Annotated in this window: 16 protein-coding genes and 1 tRNA gene; 10 read left to right on the top strand and 7 right to left on the bottom strand. The window is 36.8% G+C overall.

The window, feature by feature from the left end:
• Position 1: 1 nt before the first annotated feature.
• Positions 2–1906 carry an amidophosphoribosyltransferase gene (locus ACN0U3_RS05875; RefSeq protein ID WP_417265509.1) on the bottom strand — a complete coding sequence of 635 codons (1905 nt, stop codon included), beginning with the start codon at positions 1904–1906 and terminating at the stop codon, positions 2–4.
• A gap of 189 nt (positions 1907–2095) precedes the next feature.
• Here ACN0U3_RS05875 and ACN0U3_RS05870 point away from each other — a divergent pair, with 189 nt between their 5' ends.
• The 4 genes from ACN0U3_RS05870 (at position 2096) to ACN0U3_RS05855 (ending at position 9428) form a co-directional block, all read left to right on the top strand.
• Positions 2096–5977 carry a gliding motility-associated C-terminal domain-containing protein gene (locus ACN0U3_RS05870; protein WP_417265508.1) on the top strand — a complete coding sequence of 1294 codons (3882 nt, stop codon included), beginning with the start codon at positions 2096–2098 and terminating at the stop codon, positions 5975–5977.
• Positions 5978–6088: 111 nt separating this feature from the next.
• Positions 6089–7285, top strand: a complete 1197-nt coding sequence (kbl, locus tag ACN0U3_RS05865; protein ID WP_417265507.1) for a glycine C-acetyltransferase — start codon at positions 6089–6091, stop codon at positions 7283–7285.
• Between the two features lie 93 nt (positions 7286–7378).
• Positions 7379–8731: a sensor histidine kinase gene (locus ACN0U3_RS05860; RefSeq protein ID WP_417265506.1), complete on the top strand. Its 1353-nt coding sequence runs from the start codon at positions 7379–7381 to the stop codon at positions 8729–8731.
• 4 nt (positions 8732–8735) lie between these two features.
• Positions 8736–9428 carry a response regulator transcription factor gene (locus ACN0U3_RS05855; RefSeq protein WP_417265505.1) on the top strand — a complete coding sequence of 231 codons (693 nt, stop codon included), beginning with the start codon at positions 8736–8738 and terminating at the stop codon, positions 9426–9428.
• Here ACN0U3_RS05855 and ACN0U3_RS05850 read toward each other — a convergent pair whose 3' ends face one another.
• Positions 9429–10118: a hypothetical protein gene (locus ACN0U3_RS05850; protein ID WP_417265504.1), complete on the bottom strand. Its 690-nt coding sequence runs from the start codon at positions 10116–10118 to the stop codon at positions 9429–9431. It lies immediately after the preceding gene.
• 114 nt (positions 10119–10232) lie between these two features.
• Between ACN0U3_RS05850 and ACN0U3_RS05845 the strand changes: the two genes are divergently transcribed.
• Positions 10233–10306: transfer RNA gene (locus tag ACN0U3_RS05845), tRNA-Arg, on the top strand.
• Positions 10307–10578: 272 nt separating this feature from the next.
• Positions 10579–10923, top strand: a complete 345-nt coding sequence (locus ACN0U3_RS05840; protein WP_417265503.1) for a hypothetical protein — start codon at positions 10579–10581, stop codon at positions 10921–10923.
• Between the two features lie 118 nt (positions 10924–11041).
• Here the strand turns inward: ACN0U3_RS05840 and trxA are convergent, their stop codons facing one another.
• Positions 11042–11359 (bottom strand): thioredoxin, encoded by a 318-nt coding sequence (gene trxA, locus ACN0U3_RS05835; protein WP_299204850.1) that lies wholly within the window; start codon positions 11357–11359, stop codon positions 11042–11044.
• Between the two features lie 148 nt (positions 11360–11507).
• A complete protein-coding gene (locus tag ACN0U3_RS05830; protein ID WP_417265502.1) occupies positions 11508–13298 on the bottom strand; it encodes a MutS-related protein in 1791 nt (596 codons plus the stop codon).
• A gap of 34 nt (positions 13299–13332) precedes the next feature.
• On the opposite strand from ACN0U3_RS05830, the gene ACN0U3_RS05825 reads away from it, so the two are divergent.
• From ACN0U3_RS05825 to ACN0U3_RS05810, 4 genes are all read left to right on the top strand, one after another.
• Positions 13333–14247: a DMT family transporter gene (locus ACN0U3_RS05825; protein WP_417265501.1), complete on the top strand. Its 915-nt coding sequence runs from the start codon at positions 13333–13335 to the stop codon at positions 14245–14247.
• A gap of 79 nt (positions 14248–14326) precedes the next feature.
• Complete coding sequence (locus ACN0U3_RS05820; protein WP_417265500.1) at positions 14327–14695, top strand: hypothetical protein; 369 nt, start codon at positions 14327–14329, stop codon at positions 14693–14695.
• A gap of 140 nt (positions 14696–14835) precedes the next feature.
• Positions 14836–15636, top strand: coding sequence for a FixH family protein (locus ACN0U3_RS05815; protein ID WP_417265499.1), 801 nt, complete (start codon positions 14836–14838; stop codon positions 15634–15636).
• Between the two features lie 63 nt (positions 15637–15699).
• On the top strand, positions 15700–17703 hold the full coding sequence (locus ACN0U3_RS05810; protein WP_417265498.1) for a TonB-dependent receptor plug domain-containing protein: 2004 nt from the start codon (positions 15700–15702) through the stop codon (positions 17701–17703).
• A 66-nt stretch (positions 17704–17769) separates the two neighbouring features.
• Here the strand turns inward: ACN0U3_RS05810 and ACN0U3_RS05805 are convergent, their stop codons facing one another.
• From ACN0U3_RS05805 to ACN0U3_RS05795, 3 genes are all read right to left on the bottom strand, one after another.
• Positions 17770–18876 carry a serine hydrolase domain-containing protein gene (locus ACN0U3_RS05805; protein WP_417265497.1) on the bottom strand — a complete coding sequence of 369 codons (1107 nt, stop codon included), beginning with the start codon at positions 18874–18876 and terminating at the stop codon, positions 17770–17772.
• 108 nt (positions 18877–18984) lie between these two features.
• Positions 18985–20061, bottom strand: a complete 1077-nt coding sequence (locus ACN0U3_RS05800) for a hypothetical protein (protein WP_417265496.1) — start codon at positions 20059–20061, stop codon at positions 18985–18987.
• Between the two features lie 147 nt (positions 20062–20208).
• The coding region (locus ACN0U3_RS05795) for a type IX secretion system membrane protein PorP/SprF (protein WP_417265495.1) at positions 20209–20571 on the bottom strand (363 nt) is incomplete at its 5' end.

Raw genomic sequence — 20571 nt, 5'->3', positions numbered from 1 at the left:
TTTAACTATAAGCCCTGTTCGTATTTCCTTCGATGTAATTCATAAATGCTTTATTGACTACTTTGTTTCCGCCTGGGGTTGGGTAATTTCCGGTGAAATACCAGTCACCTTTATTGTTTGGACATGCTGTATGAAGGTTTTCAATTGTTTGGTAAACAATCTCAAGTTCAGATTTCATTCCAACAGGTGTAAGTAATTCAGCAATTTTCTTTGAAATTTCGTCTGCAGTAAAGGGCTCGTAAATTTCTTTTACATAATTTCTGATTTGTTCCTTTGGATAAAGCGCTTGTTCTTTACATTTTCTGTAAACATCATCGATGATATATGCTTTTCCTCTTTCTTTTAACAATTCTATTGCAGCTTCAAAGGCAATAAATTCGCTCATTCTTGCCATGTCAATTCCATAACAATCCGGATAACGAATTTGTGGTGCAGAAGAAACAACTACAATTTTCTTTGGCTCTAAACGGTCCAGAATTCTTAAAATACTTTGTTTCAAAGTGGTTCCACGAACAATAGAGTCATCAATAACAACAAGGTTGTCCTCATTGCGCTTAACGGTACCGTAAGTGATGTCATAAACGTGAGCAACCATATCATCTCTAGAATCTTCTTGAGTAATGAAAGTTCTTAGTTTCGCATCTTTAATGGCGATTTTTTCGAATCGTGTTTTACGGGTTAAGATTTTGCTTAGCTTTTCATCAGACATTTCGCTTCCCAAGGCTTTGATCGCTTCCATTTTTTCAATATTTAGGAAGTCCTCTAAACCTTTCATCATGCCGTAGAAGGACATTTCAGCAGTGTTTGGAATGAAGGAGAAGACAGCGTTGTCTAACTCGTTGTTGATGCTTTTTATGATTTGCGGAATCAATAACTGACCCAATAATTTTCTTTCGTTGTAGATGTCGTAATCATTTCCTCTAGAGAAGTAGATGCGTTCAAATGAACATGCTGCTCTCGTTGTAGGTGTATTGATTTCTACTTCGGTAGTTTTTCCATTCTTTTTTACAATTAAAGCGTGTCCTGGAGTGAGCTCCTTAATATCTTCCTTCTTTAAGTTGAATGCAGTTTGTATCACTGGACGCTCAGAAGTAACCACACAAATTTCATCATCTTCGTACCAAAACGCTGGACGAATTCCTGCAGGGTCTCTCAAAACAAATGCATCACCATGACCAAGAAGTCCCGACATAGTATAGCCACCATCCCAATCTTCAGAGGCGCGTTTTAATATTTTTTGAATGTCTAAACTTTCGGCAATTTTAGAGGTGATTTCTCTGTTGTTGTAACCTTGTGTTTTATAGTGTTGGAAAAGTTGTTCATTTTCTACATCCAAGAAGTGCCCAATTTTCTCCAAAACAGTAACTGTATCTGATTTTTCTTTTGGATGCTGACCTAAGTTTAATAGGACATCAAATAGTTCGTCTACATTGGTAAGGTTAAAATTTCCAGCAACCACAAGGTTTCTCGTCATCCAGTTGTTTTGACGAAGAAAAGGATGACAACTTTCAAGATTGTTTTTTCCTGAGGTACCATAACGTAGATGTCCTAAAAAAAGCTCTCCTGTGAAACCAGCATTTCTTTTCAAAAACTCAACATCTTTTAATTTCTCTGGATGTTCCTCTCCAATTTCTTCCAAACGCCTGTTGATGTTTGTAAAGATTTCTTGAATTGGTTTTGAACTGATAGATCTACTGCGTGAAATGTAGCGTTCTCCTGGGCTCATGTCTAACTTTATGTTAGCTAGTCCAGCACCATCTTGGCCTCGGTTGTGCTGTTTCTCCATCAACAAATACATTTTGTTTAAGCCGTAAAAAGCCGTTCCGTATTTATCAATGTAATATTCTAAAGGTTTTTTTAAACGAAGAAGTGCTATACCGCACTCATGCTTAATTGCATCACTCATGGAATTGTTGTTTTTTCTTGTGCAAAAATAGTTTATTAATCTCTTTTTACCGCATAATTCTCATATTGTGTCGAATTAAAATTCATAAAAGCAACGAAACTCCTTTTGAAACTGTCTTTATTCAGGATGAAATAATGAGATTTAACACCATAATTTAATTTTAACTATTAGTATTTGTATATTTGAAATATGGGTCGATTGATATTCATGTGTTTGTTTATTAGCTTTTTAGCCAATGGTCTTTTGGCTCAAGGGGAGGATGTCTGGTTTGAACCCAACAGAGGTCAATGGGACAGTAAGATTCTGTATAAAGTTGGATTAGTAAAAGGTGATTTTTTTGTAGAAAAGGACAAGTTTACGTTTGCACTTTCAGATTTAGGAGATGTCTACCACGAAGCACATACAGGCGGAAGTGTTGATCGTGTTAGCCATCATACAATTCATAGTCATTTTGTTAACTCCTCATGGCAAGGTGAAAAAATAGAAAAAGATTCCTCAGAGTTTTATGAAAATTATTTTTTGGGCAGTGACAGCTCGAAATGGCAATCTCGTATTCATTCGTATAAAATGATTGAACTATTGGATTTTTATCCTGGAATTGATTTAATCCTCGAGAGTTCACCAGAAAAAATTAAATATTCTTTTAAAGTAAGTCCTGGAGTTGACCCCAGTGTTATTCAAATTTTCTACGAAGGAATGGATGGGTTAAAGGTAGATGAAAACCAAATTGAAATTCAAACCCGATTTGGTTCTATTTTTGAAAATGATTTAATGGTTTGGAATGCATCAAAAGTTGAAGAGGACACGCCGGTTGCTGCAAAATTTATAGAGAATAACGACACGGTCAGCTACTTTTTTCCGAATGGTTATGACTCAACAAAGACTTTAGTTATTGATCCAAGTTTAACTTTTTCGACTTTTACAGGTTCTACTTCTGATAATTGGGGATTTACTGCTGCTCCAGATAATGATGGAAACCTATATGCTGGTGGAATTGTCTTTGGAACTGGTTACCCGGTTTCAGTAGGAGCCTATGATGAAACCTTTAATGGAGGACATTCTTTTTACAAAATAGACATTGGAATCAGCAAGTTTTCAAGTGATGGATCGAACTTATTGTACTCAACATATATCGGTGGAAACGGAAATGAAACACCAAATTCTATTATTACCAATGACCAAGATGAATTGTATATTCTTGGAATAACTGCATCATCGAACTTTCCCTTGTCAGCAAATGCATATCAAACAACATTTAACAGTGGAACAATTACCACTCAAATAGCAATCCAGTTCAATGGAACAGATATGATTGTTTCTAAGTTAAGCGCCGATGGAACAGCTTTGTTGAATAGTACTTATCTTGGAGGAACGAAAAACGACGGGTTGAATGTCAGTACTTTAAATTATAATTATGGAGACGTTTTTAGGGGTGAAATAATTTTGGACAAGGCTGGAGATGTTTTGATTACCAGTTCAACACAGTCTTCAGATTTTCCAATTGTGAATGGAGCGGATGCAACTCTAGGGGGAAATCAAGATGCAATAGTCGCAAAGATGACTCCGGATTTATCCTCTTTGATTTGGTCTACCTATCTAGGAGGAAATCAAGATGATGCCGGTTATTCCATTCAAGTGGCATCAAATAACAATATTTTTGTAAGTGGTGGGACGAAATCTCCAGGGCTGCCATTTGCAGGAGGACATACAGCCACTTTTCAAGGGGGTCAAGCAGATGGATTTGTTGCCGAGTTGGATGGAACAACTTCAGCAATATTGAACGGGACTTACATCGGTACAAATGCTTATGACCAATCCTTCTTCGTGCAATTGGATCAGTCAGACAGGGTGTATACCTTCGGACAAACAGCTGGCTCAATGCCAATTACTCCAGGGGTCTATTCGAATCCCAATTCAGGACAATTTATACGACAGTATTCACAAGATTTATCGACTCTAAATTGGTCAACGATTGTAGGAGGAGGAAATGGGGTGGTAGAAATTTCGCCCACAGCATTTCTAGTTTCAAATTGTAATGAAATATATTATACAGGTTGGGGAGGACAAACCAATCAATCTGTTCAAGCCACAGGAAGTACTTCAAATGGGTTTCCAACAACTGCAGATGCATACCAGACCAATACAAATGGGAACAACTTCTATATTGGTGTGCTGTCTGAAAATGCAACGGCACTTAATTATGGTACCTACATGGGAGGAGTAGCCAGTAGCTATAATCATGTGGATGGAGGAACAAGTCGATTCGATAAGCATGGTAGAATTTATCACGCCGTTTGTGGAGCTTGTGGAGGAAATTCAAATGGATTTACTACCACACCAGGTGCGTATTCTGAAACCAACAATAGTTCAAATTGTAATTTAGCTGCTTGGAAATTTGATTTAGGGGCGATTTATTCAGCGACTTCTCTTCCTGAGCCTTATATATGCTTGCCTGATTCTGCGCATTTTTCAAATGATTCTGAAAATGGAAGTGCTTACTTTTGGGATTTTGGTGATGGATCTACAAGCACGGCGTTTGAACCGAGTCATTTTTATCAAAATACAGGAACTTATGAGGTGATGTTTGTCGTTAGTGATGTAGAAGGATGTTTTGAATCTGATACCAGTTATTTAACGATTGAAATAGGAGACTTTAATGGGGCGGTTGTTCAACCTCCAGACCCTGTTTGTCCGGGAAGTCCTTATGGGTTGGAGGCTTCAGGAGGATCTGTTTACGAGTGGTCACCAGCCAGCTTTTTAGATGATCCCACAAGTCCAACACCAATCGCAACTGTAGATGAAACAACAGAATTTACCGTAATTGTTTCTGACACATGTGGAACAGATACACTTACGCTAACCTTGGAGGTATTTGAAGGTGTGAGCGAATCAATTGATGATTTAGAAATATGTAAAGGAGACACTGTTCAGTTATGGGTTACTGGAGGTGTTGATTATTTATGGTCTGCATCAAACCCAAATGCAATTATTGGAGCAGTAGATGAGGATACAGTTCTTGTTGCTCCAGAAGTAGATGTGGATTTTATTGCAGAAATAACCACTGCAGAGGGATGTATATTAACTGAAGTAATACATGTTGTGGTGGTGCAAGATGTTCCGGCTCCAACTGTAGAGGACACCATTCGGGTTTGTCAGGATGAGTCTGTAGATGTTTTTGTTGAAGGAGCACCAATAATTTCTTGGTCACCCAATATTGAAATCAATACTGTTACTGGACCTGCAGTGACTATTTCCGCAACAGAGAGTCGTTGGTATTATATCGACTTTACAAATGTTTGTGGAACAGTTCCCGACAGTATTTATATAGATTTGCAAGAGGTGTTTCCGCAAGCAGGAAATGATACAATCGTTTGTCCAAGAGAGGTGGTTCATCTTTGGGCGAGTGGAGGAGTGGCTTATCAATGGCTACCAGCGCATAGTGTTGCATCACCAAATGACTCTATAACTACAGCACAACCAGATTACGCGACTACTTATACTGTAATTGTAAGTGATGAATATGGTTGTTCTGCCACAGCGGAAGTAGAGGTGGATCATTTTCCTGAGCCTATTCTTCATGTTAGTTCTGATTATTTTGGATTTACAGGTGATGAGGTGCCGTTGTCGGCTATTGGGAGTGGTTCGGGAGGTATTTATTCATGGTCACCAACAGAATATTTGTCGTGTGTGAATTGCCAAGACCCTATTGCTACGCCACCACAATCAATGGTTTATACTGTTACTTATGTCGATGAAAATGGGTGTAGAGCAAGTGATGAGGTGGCGATTAAATACGAATCTTTGATCTATGTTCCCAATACATTTACACCGAATAATGATGGCTTTAATGATGTTTTTATGGTTCAAGGAGGAAATATTGTAGACTTTGAAATAATCATTTTTAATCGATGGGGAGAAGTGGTTTACGAAGGGGCCTCCATTGAAGAAGGTTGGGACGGGACTTACAATGGTCATGTTTGTCAAGACGGAACCTATGTTTGGAAGATTATTTATGAAGATACGAAGTTGGTCAGAAAAGAAATTGTAGGTCATGTTAACCTTCTGCGATAGCTTATAAGCACTAACTTATAACCCACTTGAGTAAGCCTGCTCTTTTCTCCTGTAAAACCTTCATAAATAGGGCGGAAATGATTAGCTTTGTTAGAAACAAAAATAAAGCAGATGTACGGAAAAATAAAAGATCATTTAGCAAAAGAACTAGAGCAAATTAAGGTTGATGGCGTTTATAAGAGAGAGCGTGTTATCATTACGCCACAAGGCGCTGAGGTTAAGGTTAGAAACGGGAAAGAAGATGATGTCGTAATCATGTGTGCAAATAACTATCTTGGATTATCTTCTCACCCAGAGGTCATTCAAGCTTCAAAAGACACATTGGATTCTCACGGTTTTGGAATGTCTTCTGTACGTTTCATCTGTGGAACACAAAATATTCATAAAGAATTAGAACAAAGAATTGCAAAATTCTACGGAAAGGACGATTCTATATTATATGCTGCTGCTTTTGATGCCAATGGAGGTGTTTTTGAACCTCTTTTTGGTGCTGAAGATGCAATTATTTCTGACGAATTAAACCACGCTTCAATTATTGACGGAGTGCGTTTGTGTAAAGCACAACGTTACCGTTATAAACACAGTGATATGGCGGATTTGGAAGAGCAATTGAAAAAAGCGCAAGATCAACGTCATAGAATTATTGTCACAGATGGGGTTTTCTCTATGGATGGTGACTTCGCTAAGATGGATGAAATTTGTGATTTAGCAGATAAGTACGACGCTTTGGTGATGAGCGATGAGTGTCATTCAGCTGGGTTTATTGGAAAGACTGGACGTGGAGTTCCAGAATATTACAACTGTATGGATAGGGTAGACATCATTACCGGTACACTTGGGAAAGCGCTAGGAGGTGCTATGGGAGGATACACTGTTGCTAGTCAAGAAGTGATTGATATGTTACGTCAACGTTCTCGTCCATATTTATTCTCTAATTCATTGGCTCCTTCTTTAGTTGGTGCATCAATTAAAGTATTTGATATTTTAGATGGAAGTACAGCCTTGAGAGATAAGTTAGAGGAAAACACAAAGTACTTTAAAGAAGCAATTGTTAAAGCTGGATTTGATATCGTTAAAGGAGATTCTCCAATTGTACCAATTATGCTTTATGATGCTGCTTTATCACAAGAGTTTGCTGATCGTTTGCTAAAAGAAGGTGTTTATGCTATTGGATTCTTTTATCCAGTTGTACCTAAAGGAAAAGCAAGAATTCGTACGCAAATTTCGGCAGGGCATACCAAAGAACATCTAGACAAAGCGATTGCTGCTTTCATCAAAGTGGGTAAAGAGCTTAAGGTAATTGACTAGTCTGAAATAGTTGGTCTTAATGGCCAGCAAATTAATTATATACTTTTACTGAGGTTTGCATTGTTTTAGTGTAAATCTCAGTATTTTTAAACCATGAATAGAAAAACCATTAATGCGGTAATTATAATCGGTGTACTGTCGATTTTTAGCATACTTATGGTGCAGGTTATTTGGATTAATAGAACTATTCGTGCTCAAAAGGATGCTGTAATTCTTCAGGAACGACAAGACAGTTTAAACGTTCGTCAGTTTGAAGAATCGGTTCGCGTAGCGTTAAGAAATGCTGTCGAAGAGATTGGAACCCATTACGTGGATAGTTCTGATATTTACGGGGCAGTTAAACAGAAAAGCTCAAATTACTTCTTGGTAGACATCAACGAGAATTTGCACCCCTATTATTTAGAACAGTTACTTAAGCGAACCTTTTACGACCACAACATTACGCAAAACTTTCAATATGGAATTTACGATTGTTATAATGACAGTATTGTTTATGGAAATTTGATTCGATTTAGCCGAGACTCTCTATATGCACCGGCAACAGACACTACACTTGGAGTGACTTCACCAGAATTGTCTTGGAAACGAGATGGACATTATTTCACTGTTTATTTTCCAGAATTACTTTCACAGCCTACAGATAGTTTGATTGTTGAAAAATCACCTTGGCTATATGTGGCTTATATTGTTGGGATATTACTGATCTTTTTCGCCTTTTCTATCTCTGTTATTATTCGACAAAAAAGGATATCAGAAGTAAAAACTGATTTTGTGAATAACATGACCCACGAATTAAAAACTCCTATTTCAACAATTGGATTGTCAAGTGAAATGTTAATGACTTCAGATTTTACTAAAGACCCAGAGCGATTGAAAAAATATGCTGAAGTAATTTTTAAAGAGAATAAACGTTTGGAACAACAGGTAGAGCGGGTGCTAAACATGGCAAAATTAGACCGAAATGAGCTAGAATTACAAATTGAACGAATTGAAATTCACGAACTAATTGAAGAGGTGGCAGACAGTTTTAGATTTAATCAAAGTATGTCGGGCGGTGAAATTAATCTTGATTTAAAAGCAGAAGATGATGTTGTAGAAGGGGATATGGTACACATTACGAATGTACTGTTCAACTTAATGGATAATGCAGTAAAGTATTCTGTTGATGCTCCCCAGGTTAAGATTATTACAGAGAACAAAAAGAACGGAATAGAGGTGAAGGTTCAAGACCAGGGAATAGGCATTTCGAAAGACCAGATAAATCAAGTTTTTGAACAGTTTTATCGTGTGCCCACTGGTGATCAGCATGATGTAAAAGGATTTGGTTTAGGATTGTATTATGTTAAGTTAATTGTGGATAAACACAAAGGGAAGATCAGCTTGAACAGTATACCAGGAGAAGGAAGTACATTTACGATTTGGCTTCCACAAACAAATAAAAACTAAAGTTATGAAACCAAAAATATTGCTCGTTGAGGACGATACCAGTTTAGGATTTGTTATTTCAGATCAACTCAAAACGGAAGGATATGATGTTACATTAGCTTCTGATGGAATGGAAGGTTTCAAAAGGTTTAACGGGTCAAAATACCATTTGTGTATTTTCGATGTAATGATGCCGAAAAAAGATGGATTCAGTCTTGCCGAAGATGTCAGAAAAGTGGATAAATCTATTCCTATTTTGTTTTTAACAGCAAAGTCGATGACAGAAGATAAGGTGAAAGGGTTTAATGTTGGTGGTGATGATTATTTGACCAAACCTTTTAGCTCTGCTGAACTTAAAGCACGTGTTCGAGCCTTGTTAAAACGTGTAGATATCACAATCAGTGAGGGAAATGAGGACGAAATGAAATTTGGAAATTTAACTTACGATTTATTAAATTTCACTTTAACAGGACCTGGGTTTGAAAAAAAGCTAACAAAGAAGGAGGCTCAAATTCTTAAAATGTTAGGGAAGTTTGAAAACCAAGTTGTACCTAGAGAGCTAGTGCTAAATGCTGTTTGGGGAAAAGATGATTACTTCGTAGGAAGAAGCTTGGATGTTTTCATTACAAAACTCCGAAAATATTTAGCAGAAGACCCAAGGGTTACCATCGAAAATATCCATGGTATAGGCTTTAAATTAACTGTGGAAGAGGATTAACTACCGCGTTAAAGAACTTAAGATTGAACTTCCCATAAATTTACCTTTGTGATCATAGGACTCAGTTTTTACAACACCAAATCCTGGTAAGAACCATGATACACTTGAGTAAGTTCTGCTAATGATTTTGTTCTCCACCTTGGTGTCTTGAGTAATTTTTAGACATTGAAAAGTACCTGCTTCAGTTTCTACAGTTTCTAAACCTTCTATTTTTCTGTTAATGGTAGAGATTTTAATGCTCATGACAACCATTCCAGAAGTCGCCGCTGCAATATTGATGTAACCATCTTCTAATTCAAATTCGAGGTTTTCACTGGTTGGAAAGTTGATCATTGTCCCTTCCATTTCAACTTCCATACTGTTAAGTGATTCTACTGTCTCTGAAGGAATCATTTGACTCATGTCCATTTTGTAAACGCCATCTTCACATACGATTTCTGTTGACCCTTTGTTTAGGGACTCATCCTTCTTGTCGAAGGTTTCCACTTGTATTTCCCAAGCGTTTTTTGATCCGGTATGATTGGTGTTTAAAACTTCGTATTGAACAAGACCTGATTTTTTTCCTTTTTTATTGTAGTTCGTCATCTCCCATTTTGTACCTTTTTTAAGGTAATCAGCACTCATACACTCTTGAGCAAAAATTGAAAATGAAAATATAAGGAACAGCAAAGTGAATAATATTGATTTCATGGTATATAATGTTGTTTATTAAGTTTCTAAAAACGAAGATATAATTTATTCACTTAATTTTTTAACAATTGAATATTATTTTACTTTTGTATTTCCTTTCAATCAGGAAAATATGGCTCCGTAGCTCAGCTGTATAGAGCACTGGATTTCGGCTCCAGCGGTCGTGGGTTAGAATCCCTCCGGGGTCACTAAGAGTAAAAGCCTAGCACGTAGTGCTGGGCTTTTTTCTTTTTTCAGTAGTCTGAAAGTTTGCAAAACTTTCAAGCGGATGAAAAAAGAAAAAAGGCTAATGTTCTGAAAGAACATAAGGCTTTTACTCGGACACATCGACAGGCTCAGTGCAGCGCTTCGGAGCTCAAAGGGATCTTTAATCCCAAGTTTGCAAAACTGTCTTGAAATAGAATTGTTACTCAAATTATTACCTTTATCTTCGATAGACATAAAATTCAAAGAACAAAAAATGAGAACAACGATCCTTCTTGCAACACTTTTATTTGTAACATTTCTTGCGAGCAGTTGTAAAAAGTGCAATAAGGAAAATCCCACTGCTCGAATTTTAAATAACGGAACTTCTAGTGTGGATATGCAAATTACAGCTTCGGATGGGAGTATTGTTACGATATTTGAGTTAGCCAAAGATGGAATTCACCCCTCCAAAGAATACGCATCAGGATCTACAACCATTCAGTATACTATTGAAGGTGTTGAGCAAACAGACGTTTTTACGTTGAATACTTGTACCAGTTATGACATTACAATTAATAGCAATAACGAAATCGTCCTTTTTTCACAAGAGAAAAAATAAAAGAATTCATTTTTATGAGAGCTTTAGCGCCTTTCATTGGGGAAGAGGATCATTAAACAGCAATAAAAAAGCCTCACTATTGAGTGAGGCTTTTAAAATGTTATGTGAAAGATGCAGATTACATAATCGCTTCTAACTTACTAACTAATTGCTCTTTTGGAACAGCTCCAATAGATTTGTCTGCAACTTCCCCATTCTTGATAAAAAGAACTGTTGGAATGTTACGTACACCAAACTTTGCTGAAACTCCAGGGTTAGAATCTACATCTACTTTACCGATAATTGCTTTTCCTTCAAATTCATTGTGCATTTCATCGATGACTGGGCCGATTAATCTACAAGGTCCACACCATTCAGCCCAAAAGTCTACTACTACTGGTTTATCTGATTTCATTACGATTTCATCAAAGTTCGCATCTGTTATTTCTACTGCCATAATTATTTGTTATTTCTGGTTTATTATTATTTTCTTGTTCTATTCTGTAAACAGTTTATAAATATAATTGTTCATCCTCAGTTTATCAAACTTTTTGCCAACTGTAATTTCGCGACACTTTGTCATTGAAAGACAATAAGAAATGCTGTTAATTGTCTATAAGTCCCATTTTACGGAGTAAAAAGCTAGCGTTCATGTTTTTTGCCACCCCGTTACGAATACAATAATCAAAGGAAATATCATCGCCATTTATTTCTGTGTCAAAATATTTATTGACCACACTGCTATATACATTCGCCAATTGGGTGAGTGATAAATCGTGAGTAGCAATAATTCCTCTTGCTTGTAGTTGATTTAGTTTTTGTAAAAACTTTGCTGACCCTTCTTCTTTGTCTTTCGAATTGGTTCCTTTTAAGATTTCATCCAAAATGATAAATACTTGCTCACCTCTTTCAATTGCATCAACAATAAAACGCAACCTCAATAGTTCTGCATGAAAATATGATGTTTCATCTTTTAAGTCATCACTGGTTCGCATGCTTGAGTAGAGTTTCATATCTGGGAAAATAAATTCAGATGCCATAACGTGGAATCCTGCTCTTGCTAACATTAAATTGACTCCAATACTGCGTAAGAATGTACTTTTTCCTGCCATATTTGGACCGGTAACAATTGCGAATTGTTCGGTAGGTGCTAGGTTGAAATCATTACTGACCAATTTCTTCAATGGAATAATAGGGTGTCCTAAGTTAATCAGTTTAATTTCTCCGTTTGATGATTCTGTCAATTGGGGAACAGTCGTGTTTTCTTTAAAGTTAAATCTAAAGTTTGCTCCGCTGATTAAACCTTCCATTTCATAGACTATATCTTCCCATTTCTGAACATGAGAAGAGTAATTGTTTTTCCACTTTTTTATTTTAATTAAGAGGCGTAAGTCCCAAGCCAAGAAAAAATTTAAGACGATAGCCACCAAAATATTATCCCTAAACTCAGCTTCTTTCACCAACTTCGATAACTCTGTTAAGCCCTGTTTTGCATTCTTTTCTTCTTGAAATAAAATGGTGTAATATGAAATCAGTAACTCAGATGAAAAGTCTTCTTTCTCCATGATGGATAATTGATTGCGCATAGCCTCAATGCGTTTTCCTACCTTTGATAAAGATTTGTGTAAACGATTGCTTGTTTTTAAGACTTGGCGAATGGGCAACAATACCAGAACCAACCCAAGTGTAAATTGAATTCCATTGATGAAGTCAAAATAATAGGCTATGCTAATTCCAAAGGCGATTATGGGCAATATGAAGCGCATGCTGTTCATCCATGATTGAACAGGGTACTCTTCTGTATTAAGTGTAGTGATGCTAACCTCTGTAGCTTCTTTTTCTAGAGAACTTCCGTGGGCTAAATAATTCTGATACCATTCATTCTTCGACGAAAGCTCATCAATGGCCTCAGCACTTTTTAGAGGAGCGTTGGTTCCGTTAAGCAATCTTTCAACCAAGGTTTCTTCTCCCTTTTTTGTAACCGTTCTGTTGAAAAATTGAAAGAAACTTCCCTTTCCAAAGATGTCCATATCATAACTGAAAGAATGATTAGGATTGATATATTCCTTCCCATCATCAAAATTCGAGAAATCATGTTGACTGGCTTTAATCTCATCTTCATTGATGCGAATCAAGGCTTTCACATAGTTCAATTGATCGGTGTTTTCAGCGCTTTTTCGAACAAACACTAAAAACAATACTACTGTTGCAATTATACCGAGTGCAGAAAACCCACCATATGGATAGGTGAGATAGGCCAAAATACCAATTGATAAAAAGGAGATCAGCCTTACAAAAACCCAAATTTTAGCGCGTTGTGAATACTTCTTTAGTTCTAAAGCGAGTATTTCTAATCGTTTTTTATAAAATGCTGTTGAATAATTTTCTTTTGTCATCTTCTGTCAATATTCTAATTCTATCTTTGCCCAAATGAACAAAGGAATCCTGTATATGATACTTTCTGGACTTTGCTACATTGTAGTAAATGTCTTGGTAAAGATTTTGGGTCAAGGCCCTGATCAAACCATCATTTCAGGTTTACAAAAATACCCAATCCCTGAAATAATCCTATTTAGATCGATCATAACATTTGTGATTTGTTATGCAGTAATCAAAAGTAAAGGAATTCCACTGTTTGGAAATAATAAGAAATGGTTGGTAATAAGAGGGGTGACAGGGACAATAGCTCTAACCTTATATTTTTATACGCTTAATCATTTGCCCATTGCCATAGCAGCAACGATTCAATATTTGAGTCCAATATTTACAGTGCTTTTGGCCATTTTTATTTTAAAAGAACGAGTGAAATTGATCCAAGGCTTATTTTTCCTCATTGCATTTCTTGGAATCGTTTTTATCAGTTTTTCAAAGTATTTGAGCGAAGATGAATCAATATCAATGATAAATCCTTGGTGGATTGTAGTAGGAATATGTTCCGCCGCCTTTGCGGGTATGGCCTATAATGCCATTGCGAAGTGCCGCTATACAGATGCTCCGATTACAGTGGTTTTTTATTTTCCTTTGATCGCTATTCCTATAATGGCTATATTAACTGCTTTTGAATATGTTGTTCCTCAGGGGAAGGAGTGGGGGATTATTCTGGTCATCGGTGTGTTTACTCATATTGCACAAATTTTTGCTACCAGATCTCTGCATTCTGCCAATACTGCAACGGTTACACCTTTCAAATATTTGGGTTCTATTTATGCTTTCGTATTGGGCTTGTTTTTATTCGACGAAGTACTTTCTTTATATGCCATTGCAGGAATGTTCTTAATTATCGTGGGTGTACTTGGAAATACCTACTATAGAGCACGAACGATTAAAAAAAGTGGTCAGGTTTAGTGTGAATTGACAAAAGTGATAAAAGTCATACTTACTCTTTATTCTGTCATGCCTTTAATTTATTATATTCGTAGCAGAAATGAAAAGGATAATATCCATAGCGTTACTTTCAATATTGTTGAGCTACTCGTTCAATCAAGTAGGTATTTTTATTGAATACGTTTCGGATATTGAAACATTTACTGAGTTGTATTGTGAAAATAAAGACAAACCGGAAATGCAATGTAATGGTAAGTGTCACCTGGCGGATCAATTAGCAGAGAACGAAGAACAAAAACAGAGAAAAGAAGTTACTTCACCGACTGAAATTATCCTTTATTTCTCGCCTTCAAATGTAGAGGTAAGTGAAGAAAAAGAATTCTGTATTGAGAGAAAATTTAATTTCTATTATAATCCGAACTTAAGTGACGGAGCAGCATCACTCATTTTTCAACCACCTCAGGTATAATTTTTCTAATCGCAAGCAGTGTTTAAGCGGAGTATTTGCATACTTCATAATTACTGCTACCCCAAATTATTATTAAAATCCATCAGTCCTTTGAAAACAAGGGGATTCGTATGGGCTATACATTATTAAAAATTAGAAAAATGAAAAAGATATTGATATTATCATTGGTTGGTGCTTTTGTGTTTGCATCATGTAAAAAAGACAAAACAGATGAGCCAACAACTGGAGGGACAGCACCTGTGAGTGAATATACCTTGTTAAAGAAAGATACTACTGCTAATGATTTAGTGGTTGAATTATATGCAAAAACAGAAACTATCGAGGTTGGTTATGCAAAACTATATGTGAAGGTAAAGAATTTCGCTGGAGATGCGATTGAAAATGCAACGCTTGCATTTATGCCAGAAATGGATATGGGAAATATGCAGCACAGCAGTCCTTTAGAGCAGCCAGTATTTAATTCTAACACGAAAATGTATGAAGGTATGGTTGTGTTTACAATGCATTCAGGATTGGGAGATTGGACTTTGGATGTTGATGTAAACGGAGAAATCGTGACTTTTCCGGTGAATGTCTTAGATTCACAAACAGGGACCAAGTATGTTGGGTCTTATACTGGGACTGATGCTGAAAAGTACATTGTAACGCTAGTAAAACCATTTGATTGGAAAGTCGGGATGAACGCTGTTTCTATCATGGTGCATAAGAAAGAATCAATGATGTCGTTCCCTGCTGTAGACAATTTCACCATTGAAATGGATCCTCAAATGATTTCAATGGGGCACGGTTCTCCAAATAACACTTCTCCAATTAGCGTTGGAAATGGTTACTATGAAGGTCAAGTAAATTACACAATGACTGGAGATTGGAGGTTGAACTTTCTACTGATGAGTGCCGGAGATACAATTGTTGAAAATGCTTATATAGACATTCTGTTTTAATCAGTATGCAATTTTAAACCTCGTTTTTTTAATCGAAAACGAGGTTTTATTAAAACAATTGAAATGAAGAAATCACTCTTTTTTTTAACGCTGGTTGTAACCAGTGGGGTTGTTTTTTCTCAAGACGATACTTTGACTTCTGCTCAAAACTATAAGGAGATAGTTATTCAAGGTCAAAAGAAAAAAAACAAAGACAAAACAGCATTACAGCTTCAAGCGTCAACAGATAAACTGCTGAGTACAACACCAGGAATAACATTGATAAAGCGTGGAAACTTTGCGTTAGAACCAACAATTAGAGGCCTGAATGCAGGGCAAATCAACACGACGATTGATGGTATGCAAATGTTTGGGGCATGTACTGACCGTATGGATCCGATCAGTTCGTATATCGAACCCACGAATCTTGAAAAAATACAATTGAGTACCAACTTAGATGAAGGACAAACAGGAAGCGCTATTGGTGGAGGAATCAACTTTGCCTTAATGAAAGCGCAATTGGGTGCTCCGACGAAGTTCAGTGGGAAAGTAGGAGCCGGCTACCAAACCAATGCCAATAACATTCAGACTTTAGGTACTTTTCAATACAGTACGAAACGCTGGGCCTTATTGGTGAATGGAATTTATAGAAAAGCCGATAATTATCATGCCGCAAATCGTAAGGAAGTTTTGTTCTCTCAATTTGAAAAATGGAACGCTGGTGCAAACTTAATGATTGCCTTAAACGAGAAAAATAGACTTGCTTTAGACTATATTCAAGATGAAGGATACGATATTGGTTATCCTGCTTTGACTATGGACGTTGGATTTGCTAAGGCATATATTTCTGCTCTAACCCATACGTTTGAAAACAATTCGAATGTGCTAAGGCGTATTGAAACCAAATTGTTTTTCAACTTTATTGATCACGCAATGGACGATACCAAGCGTCCTGCTGAATTGGTGCCTATGCACATGGATATGCCTGGAACTTCCCGCACTTTCGGTATGTATAGTAAAGCAAAACTGATGATGGGAGCTAAGCATTTAGTTTCCTTGCAAGTGAACGCTTTTCAAAATGATTTACATGCAGAAATGACCATGTATCCTGATGTTGGTTCGGAAATGTTTATGCTGACGATTCCAGATGGTCAACGCAGAGCTATCGGGTTAACTCTTGCAGATAAGTGGTTGGTGAATGCTAAGTTTAAAGTTTCCTACGGAGGAAGACTTGAGCTTAACTTGTCTGATATTACCACTGAAATAGGTCATCAAACCTTAACTAGTTTTTATGGTGGAGATGCATTTCAAACAAGGTTGACTGGGAATGTGTTTGCACAGGTTGAGTATAAAATAAACGAAAAGCATGGTCTATTTGGTGGGGTAAGTTATGGACAACGTGGACCTTCTTTACAAGAACTCTATGGTTTTTACCTATTTAATCGTGTAGATAATCATGATTATCTTGGAAATCCTGATATTTTAAATGAAACGGCATTAAATGCAAATTTTGGGATGAGCTTTAAGTATGAGCAATTGGCCATTTCAGCAGAAGTTTTTGCGAACTCATTCTCCAATTATATCACAGGTTTGGTTATTCCGGCCTATAGCAATATGACCATAGGGGCCGATGGAGTAAAGCAATTTGATAATATTCCGGGTGCATTATTGACTGGTGGAGAAGTGAGTTTGAAATGGCAGCCCATTCAGCGTTTGTCACTGCAGTCTGTGAATAGCTATACCTATGGTGTCGATAATGACGGTGGATATTTGCCTTACATTCCTCCATTTAAATCTGTCAACTCAGCTGTGTATGATTTAAAAGGATATAAAATTAGATTAGAACATGTTGGTGCGTTCGCTCAAAACAATGTAGATACCGAGCGCTATGGTGAACACACAACTCCAGCGTTTAACTTAATGAATATTGGCGTTCATAAGCACTTTCAGCTAAAAGAAACAAAATCGTTACATGCTGAGCTTGGAGTAGAAAATGTTTTTGATACGCCCTACTACGAACATCTTGACGTGATGAAAATACAACGTCAAGGGGTGAATCTCGTGATGAAAGTCACATTTGTTTTTTAGATATAACAGCCTCGAATTAATTATTCGGGGCTGTTTTTTTCTAAATGAACCTTTTTTCCTCTTAATTTAATTAATGATTTGATTGATCTTCTCCCACATTTCATCATGAAAAACTGTAGGAACCAGTGAAGTGTCAGGGGCTTCTCCCATTCTGATTACAACAAGGTCTCTACTAGGAACAATATTTAAGTATTGGCCGTTTTTCCCAATCCCTGCATATAAATCTATTGGTGCATGTTGTGAAAGTGGTTGATTAAATGATCCTGGAAAGCCAGGAAATACGATTGATGACTTCCCATTCAACCAAAATAGATATCCATAGGATGGATTTAAAGTTTGCGATGTATTGGTCATTGCATTAAAGTAATTTTGATCTTGCATAACTTTAGTCGTTGACCATTTTCCATTATTTAATAACAACAAACCGAATCGAGCTGCATCTCTTGCTGTACTGAGGTAAACAACTTTCCCGCTAACAGGTACCCACTGTCCATTCATACCAATTTTAGAGGATAAGTTTTGATGGGTGAAATCATTGTATGAAAGCCCTGAAGCATTACTAATCACTGATTCCAAAAGTGTGTAAGGCGCGTTGTAGTAATACCATTCACCACCAGCATCGATTTTGTACTGTAGACAGCTCGGACTTGTACAATCATGACTTGAAGCGTTATAATCTAAACCTGTTGTCATAGTGAGTTGATGTTTAATGGTAATTAAGCTTTCTTTTTCTAAGGGAGCGCTGGTCCAGTTTTCTCCTAGGTAGTCTGATGTTTTATCGTTAATGTCTAGAAGGCCTTTCTCTTGCGCTATGCCGGTTAAAAAGGCAGTGATTGTTTTTCCAGCTGATGCCCAATACCAATTGGAGCTTTCGTCAAAAGGAGCATTGTTTAGAATGTTATTCCCCCAATATTTTTCAATTACAATCTTTCCTCTGTGTAATATGATGAACGCCCTTGTACCGTTTTGAGATAAGTGATTGTACAATTCAGTTGTATCTACAGAACTCCAATTCAAATCATTCATATCTTGTGTTTCCCAAGCGGTGGAATTCAAATCTGGAAAATAGTATGAAGACACATTCCCTGGGGTGCTGTTGTCTTCGAGTGTAGGTTGATCCTTTTTACAAGACAACGATAAGCATGCAACAAGAATAAAAAGTATGTTTTTCATCGCGGTGTTTTATTTGTTATGATCAGCTGTTTTAAAGCTTTTCTATCAAAAATAAACTTTTCATCCTGATTTACAATAGATTAGTTTGCTGTGGATTACTTTTTTAATCTACTTCATTTCATCTTTCCCTTTAAACTCAGCTTTTCCGGGTAGTTTTTTTGGTTTGGGTTTACCCAGCATCAAAGAAAGATGAGATTTTAAAATACGTCCCATGTGTTTGTATTTTGAGAACCGTTTGGTGTTGTGATATGCATTCAGATCTGCGGCCAATGAATTGATTTTTTCTGGCGTTGATAATTCTTGATAGAGCATTGAATCAAGCAATCTGTTGAGTCGGGCTAATGCTAATTTATAACGTCGTTTCATCAAAGTGCGCTCTTCATAACGGTATTGTTCTACCGTTTCTGGGGTTAAGAGCTGAATGCAGAAGTCAATGATTTTATTGTTTTCCTTATAATATTGAGGAAGGTAGTGGTTTTTCCGGCCTTCATATGCCGTTTGGTCAAAATCAATTGGTCGAACACGGTATTGTTCTTTGTCGAAATCTGGAGTAATTGCAACAACGTAATTGTAGGAACGCATATCTCCAAGAAGCATGACAAAACACCTTTCGTTGAACTTCACAAACTCTTTGGCCATTCCTGTGGGGTAAAAGTTAGGAGAATCCATATATTGCTCCATAAATTTGTCTCCTGGAATTCCGGCAATGTGCGCCTCTACAAGGGTGTTGCCGTCGACCATATAATCAATACGGTTAGGAGAAAGAATGTGTTCTAACTCCAAGCCATAAATTCTAGATGCATCTGCTTTCTTGATGTAAAAATAATCGTGATGATCGTTTAATTTGTTTACAATTTTTATTCTGAAAGGATTAGAGTTACCAAACAAGCAGTAGTCAATTTGTCCTACAGTTAAATGGCTTATGATTTCAGTATCTCCTCCTGTTTTTAATTCTGCATAGATTTGTCTTAGACCGAGTAGAATCTCATCTTTTAGTGACATGTCATAAATCACGCTTTCCCAAAATGTGTTTTCACCATTGGCATCGTAAACAGGAGTGCTGTCATTCCAACGCAACATATCCTCGTAAGTTACCGCAATGGAGTCTTCACGTCCATACTTACGAAGGTATTTTCTTAAGCTTTGATTAATAGGGTATGGGGGCTTCTTTTTTGAAATATCCATGCAGGAAATTGAGTTTTAGTTTGATAAAGATCTTCAAGTTCAAATATACATAGAATTTAAGAGCTATAAAAAAAGTAAAGGAGTCCTATTGAGACTCCCTTACATTCAAACAAATAAAGTAGTTGTTAAACCATAAAACTACTCTTCCTAAAAAGATGGACACGAAACCGTTCTAAAACTTGGACGTTTCGTTTTACAGTTCAAGTCGAATCCTAAAGAAACTTCGTGTGAACCTCCTGAAACTCCGTTGTTTAGCTTGGATACTGTTACATCGTAACTATATCCAACTTTTATTGTTCCTGTGTTTACTCCTAATGATAATATAAATGCATCTCTTGAACGGAACCAAGCTCCTGCCGTAAATGCACCGTATTTAATATATGTTCCTAACATCAATTCCATAAATCCTTGTTGGTATTGATAAATAACGTTGGGCATAATTGATGTCTCATTGGTGTACTGTGATTTCCCTCCAAGTGGAATACTCGCTCCCATGTGACCAGTCAAACG

Origin of the sequence: Brumimicrobium sp. (assembly GCF_048268645.1) — a bacterium.
Taxonomy (GTDB): domain Bacteria; phylum Bacteroidota; class Bacteroidia; order Flavobacteriales_D; family Crocinitomicaceae; genus Brumimicrobium; species Brumimicrobium ulvae.
Note: the sequence above shows the minus strand (reverse complement) of the source record. Positions and strands in the feature narration are given on the sequence as shown.

Coding starts and splice junctions, on each gene's coding strand:
- ACN0U3_RS05875 (WP_417265509.1), bottom strand. CDS start 1,906: ATGAGTGATGCAATTAAGCATGAGTGCGGTATAGCACTTCTTCGTTTA.
- ACN0U3_RS05870 (WP_417265508.1), top strand. CDS start 2,096: ATGGGTCGATTGATATTCATGTGTTTGTTTATTAGCTTTTTAGCCAAT.
- kbl (WP_417265507.1), top strand. CDS start 6,089: ATGTACGGAAAAATAAAAGATCATTTAGCAAAAGAACTAGAGCAAATT.
- ACN0U3_RS05860 (WP_417265506.1), top strand. CDS start 7,379: ATGAATAGAAAAACCATTAATGCGGTAATTATAATCGGTGTACTGTCG.
- ACN0U3_RS05855 (WP_417265505.1), top strand. CDS start 8,736: ATGAAACCAAAAATATTGCTCGTTGAGGACGATACCAGTTTAGGATTT.
- ACN0U3_RS05850 (WP_417265504.1), bottom strand. CDS start 10,118: ATGAAATCAATATTATTCACTTTGCTGTTCCTTATATTTTCATTTTCA.
- ACN0U3_RS05840 (WP_417265503.1), top strand. CDS start 10,579: ATGAGAACAACGATCCTTCTTGCAACACTTTTATTTGTAACATTTCTT.
- trxA (WP_299204850.1), bottom strand. CDS start 11,359: ATGGCAGTAGAAATAACAGATGCGAACTTTGATGAAATCGTAATGAAA.
- ACN0U3_RS05830 (WP_417265502.1), bottom strand. CDS start 13,298: ATGACAAAAGAAAATTATTCAACAGCATTTTATAAAAAACGATTAGAA.
- ACN0U3_RS05825 (WP_417265501.1), top strand. CDS start 13,333: ATGAACAAAGGAATCCTGTATATGATACTTTCTGGACTTTGCTACATT.
- ACN0U3_RS05820 (WP_417265500.1), top strand. CDS start 14,327: ATGAAAAGGATAATATCCATAGCGTTACTTTCAATATTGTTGAGCTAC.
- ACN0U3_RS05815 (WP_417265499.1), top strand. CDS start 14,836: ATGAAAAAGATATTGATATTATCATTGGTTGGTGCTTTTGTGTTTGCA.
- ACN0U3_RS05810 (WP_417265498.1), top strand. CDS start 15,700: ATGAAGAAATCACTCTTTTTTTTAACGCTGGTTGTAACCAGTGGGGTT.
- ACN0U3_RS05805 (WP_417265497.1), bottom strand. CDS start 18,876: ATGAAAAACATACTTTTTATTCTTGTTGCATGCTTATCGTTGTCTTGT.
- ACN0U3_RS05800 (WP_417265496.1), bottom strand. CDS start 20,061: ATGGATATTTCAAAAAAGAAGCCCCCATACCCTATTAATCAAAGCTTA.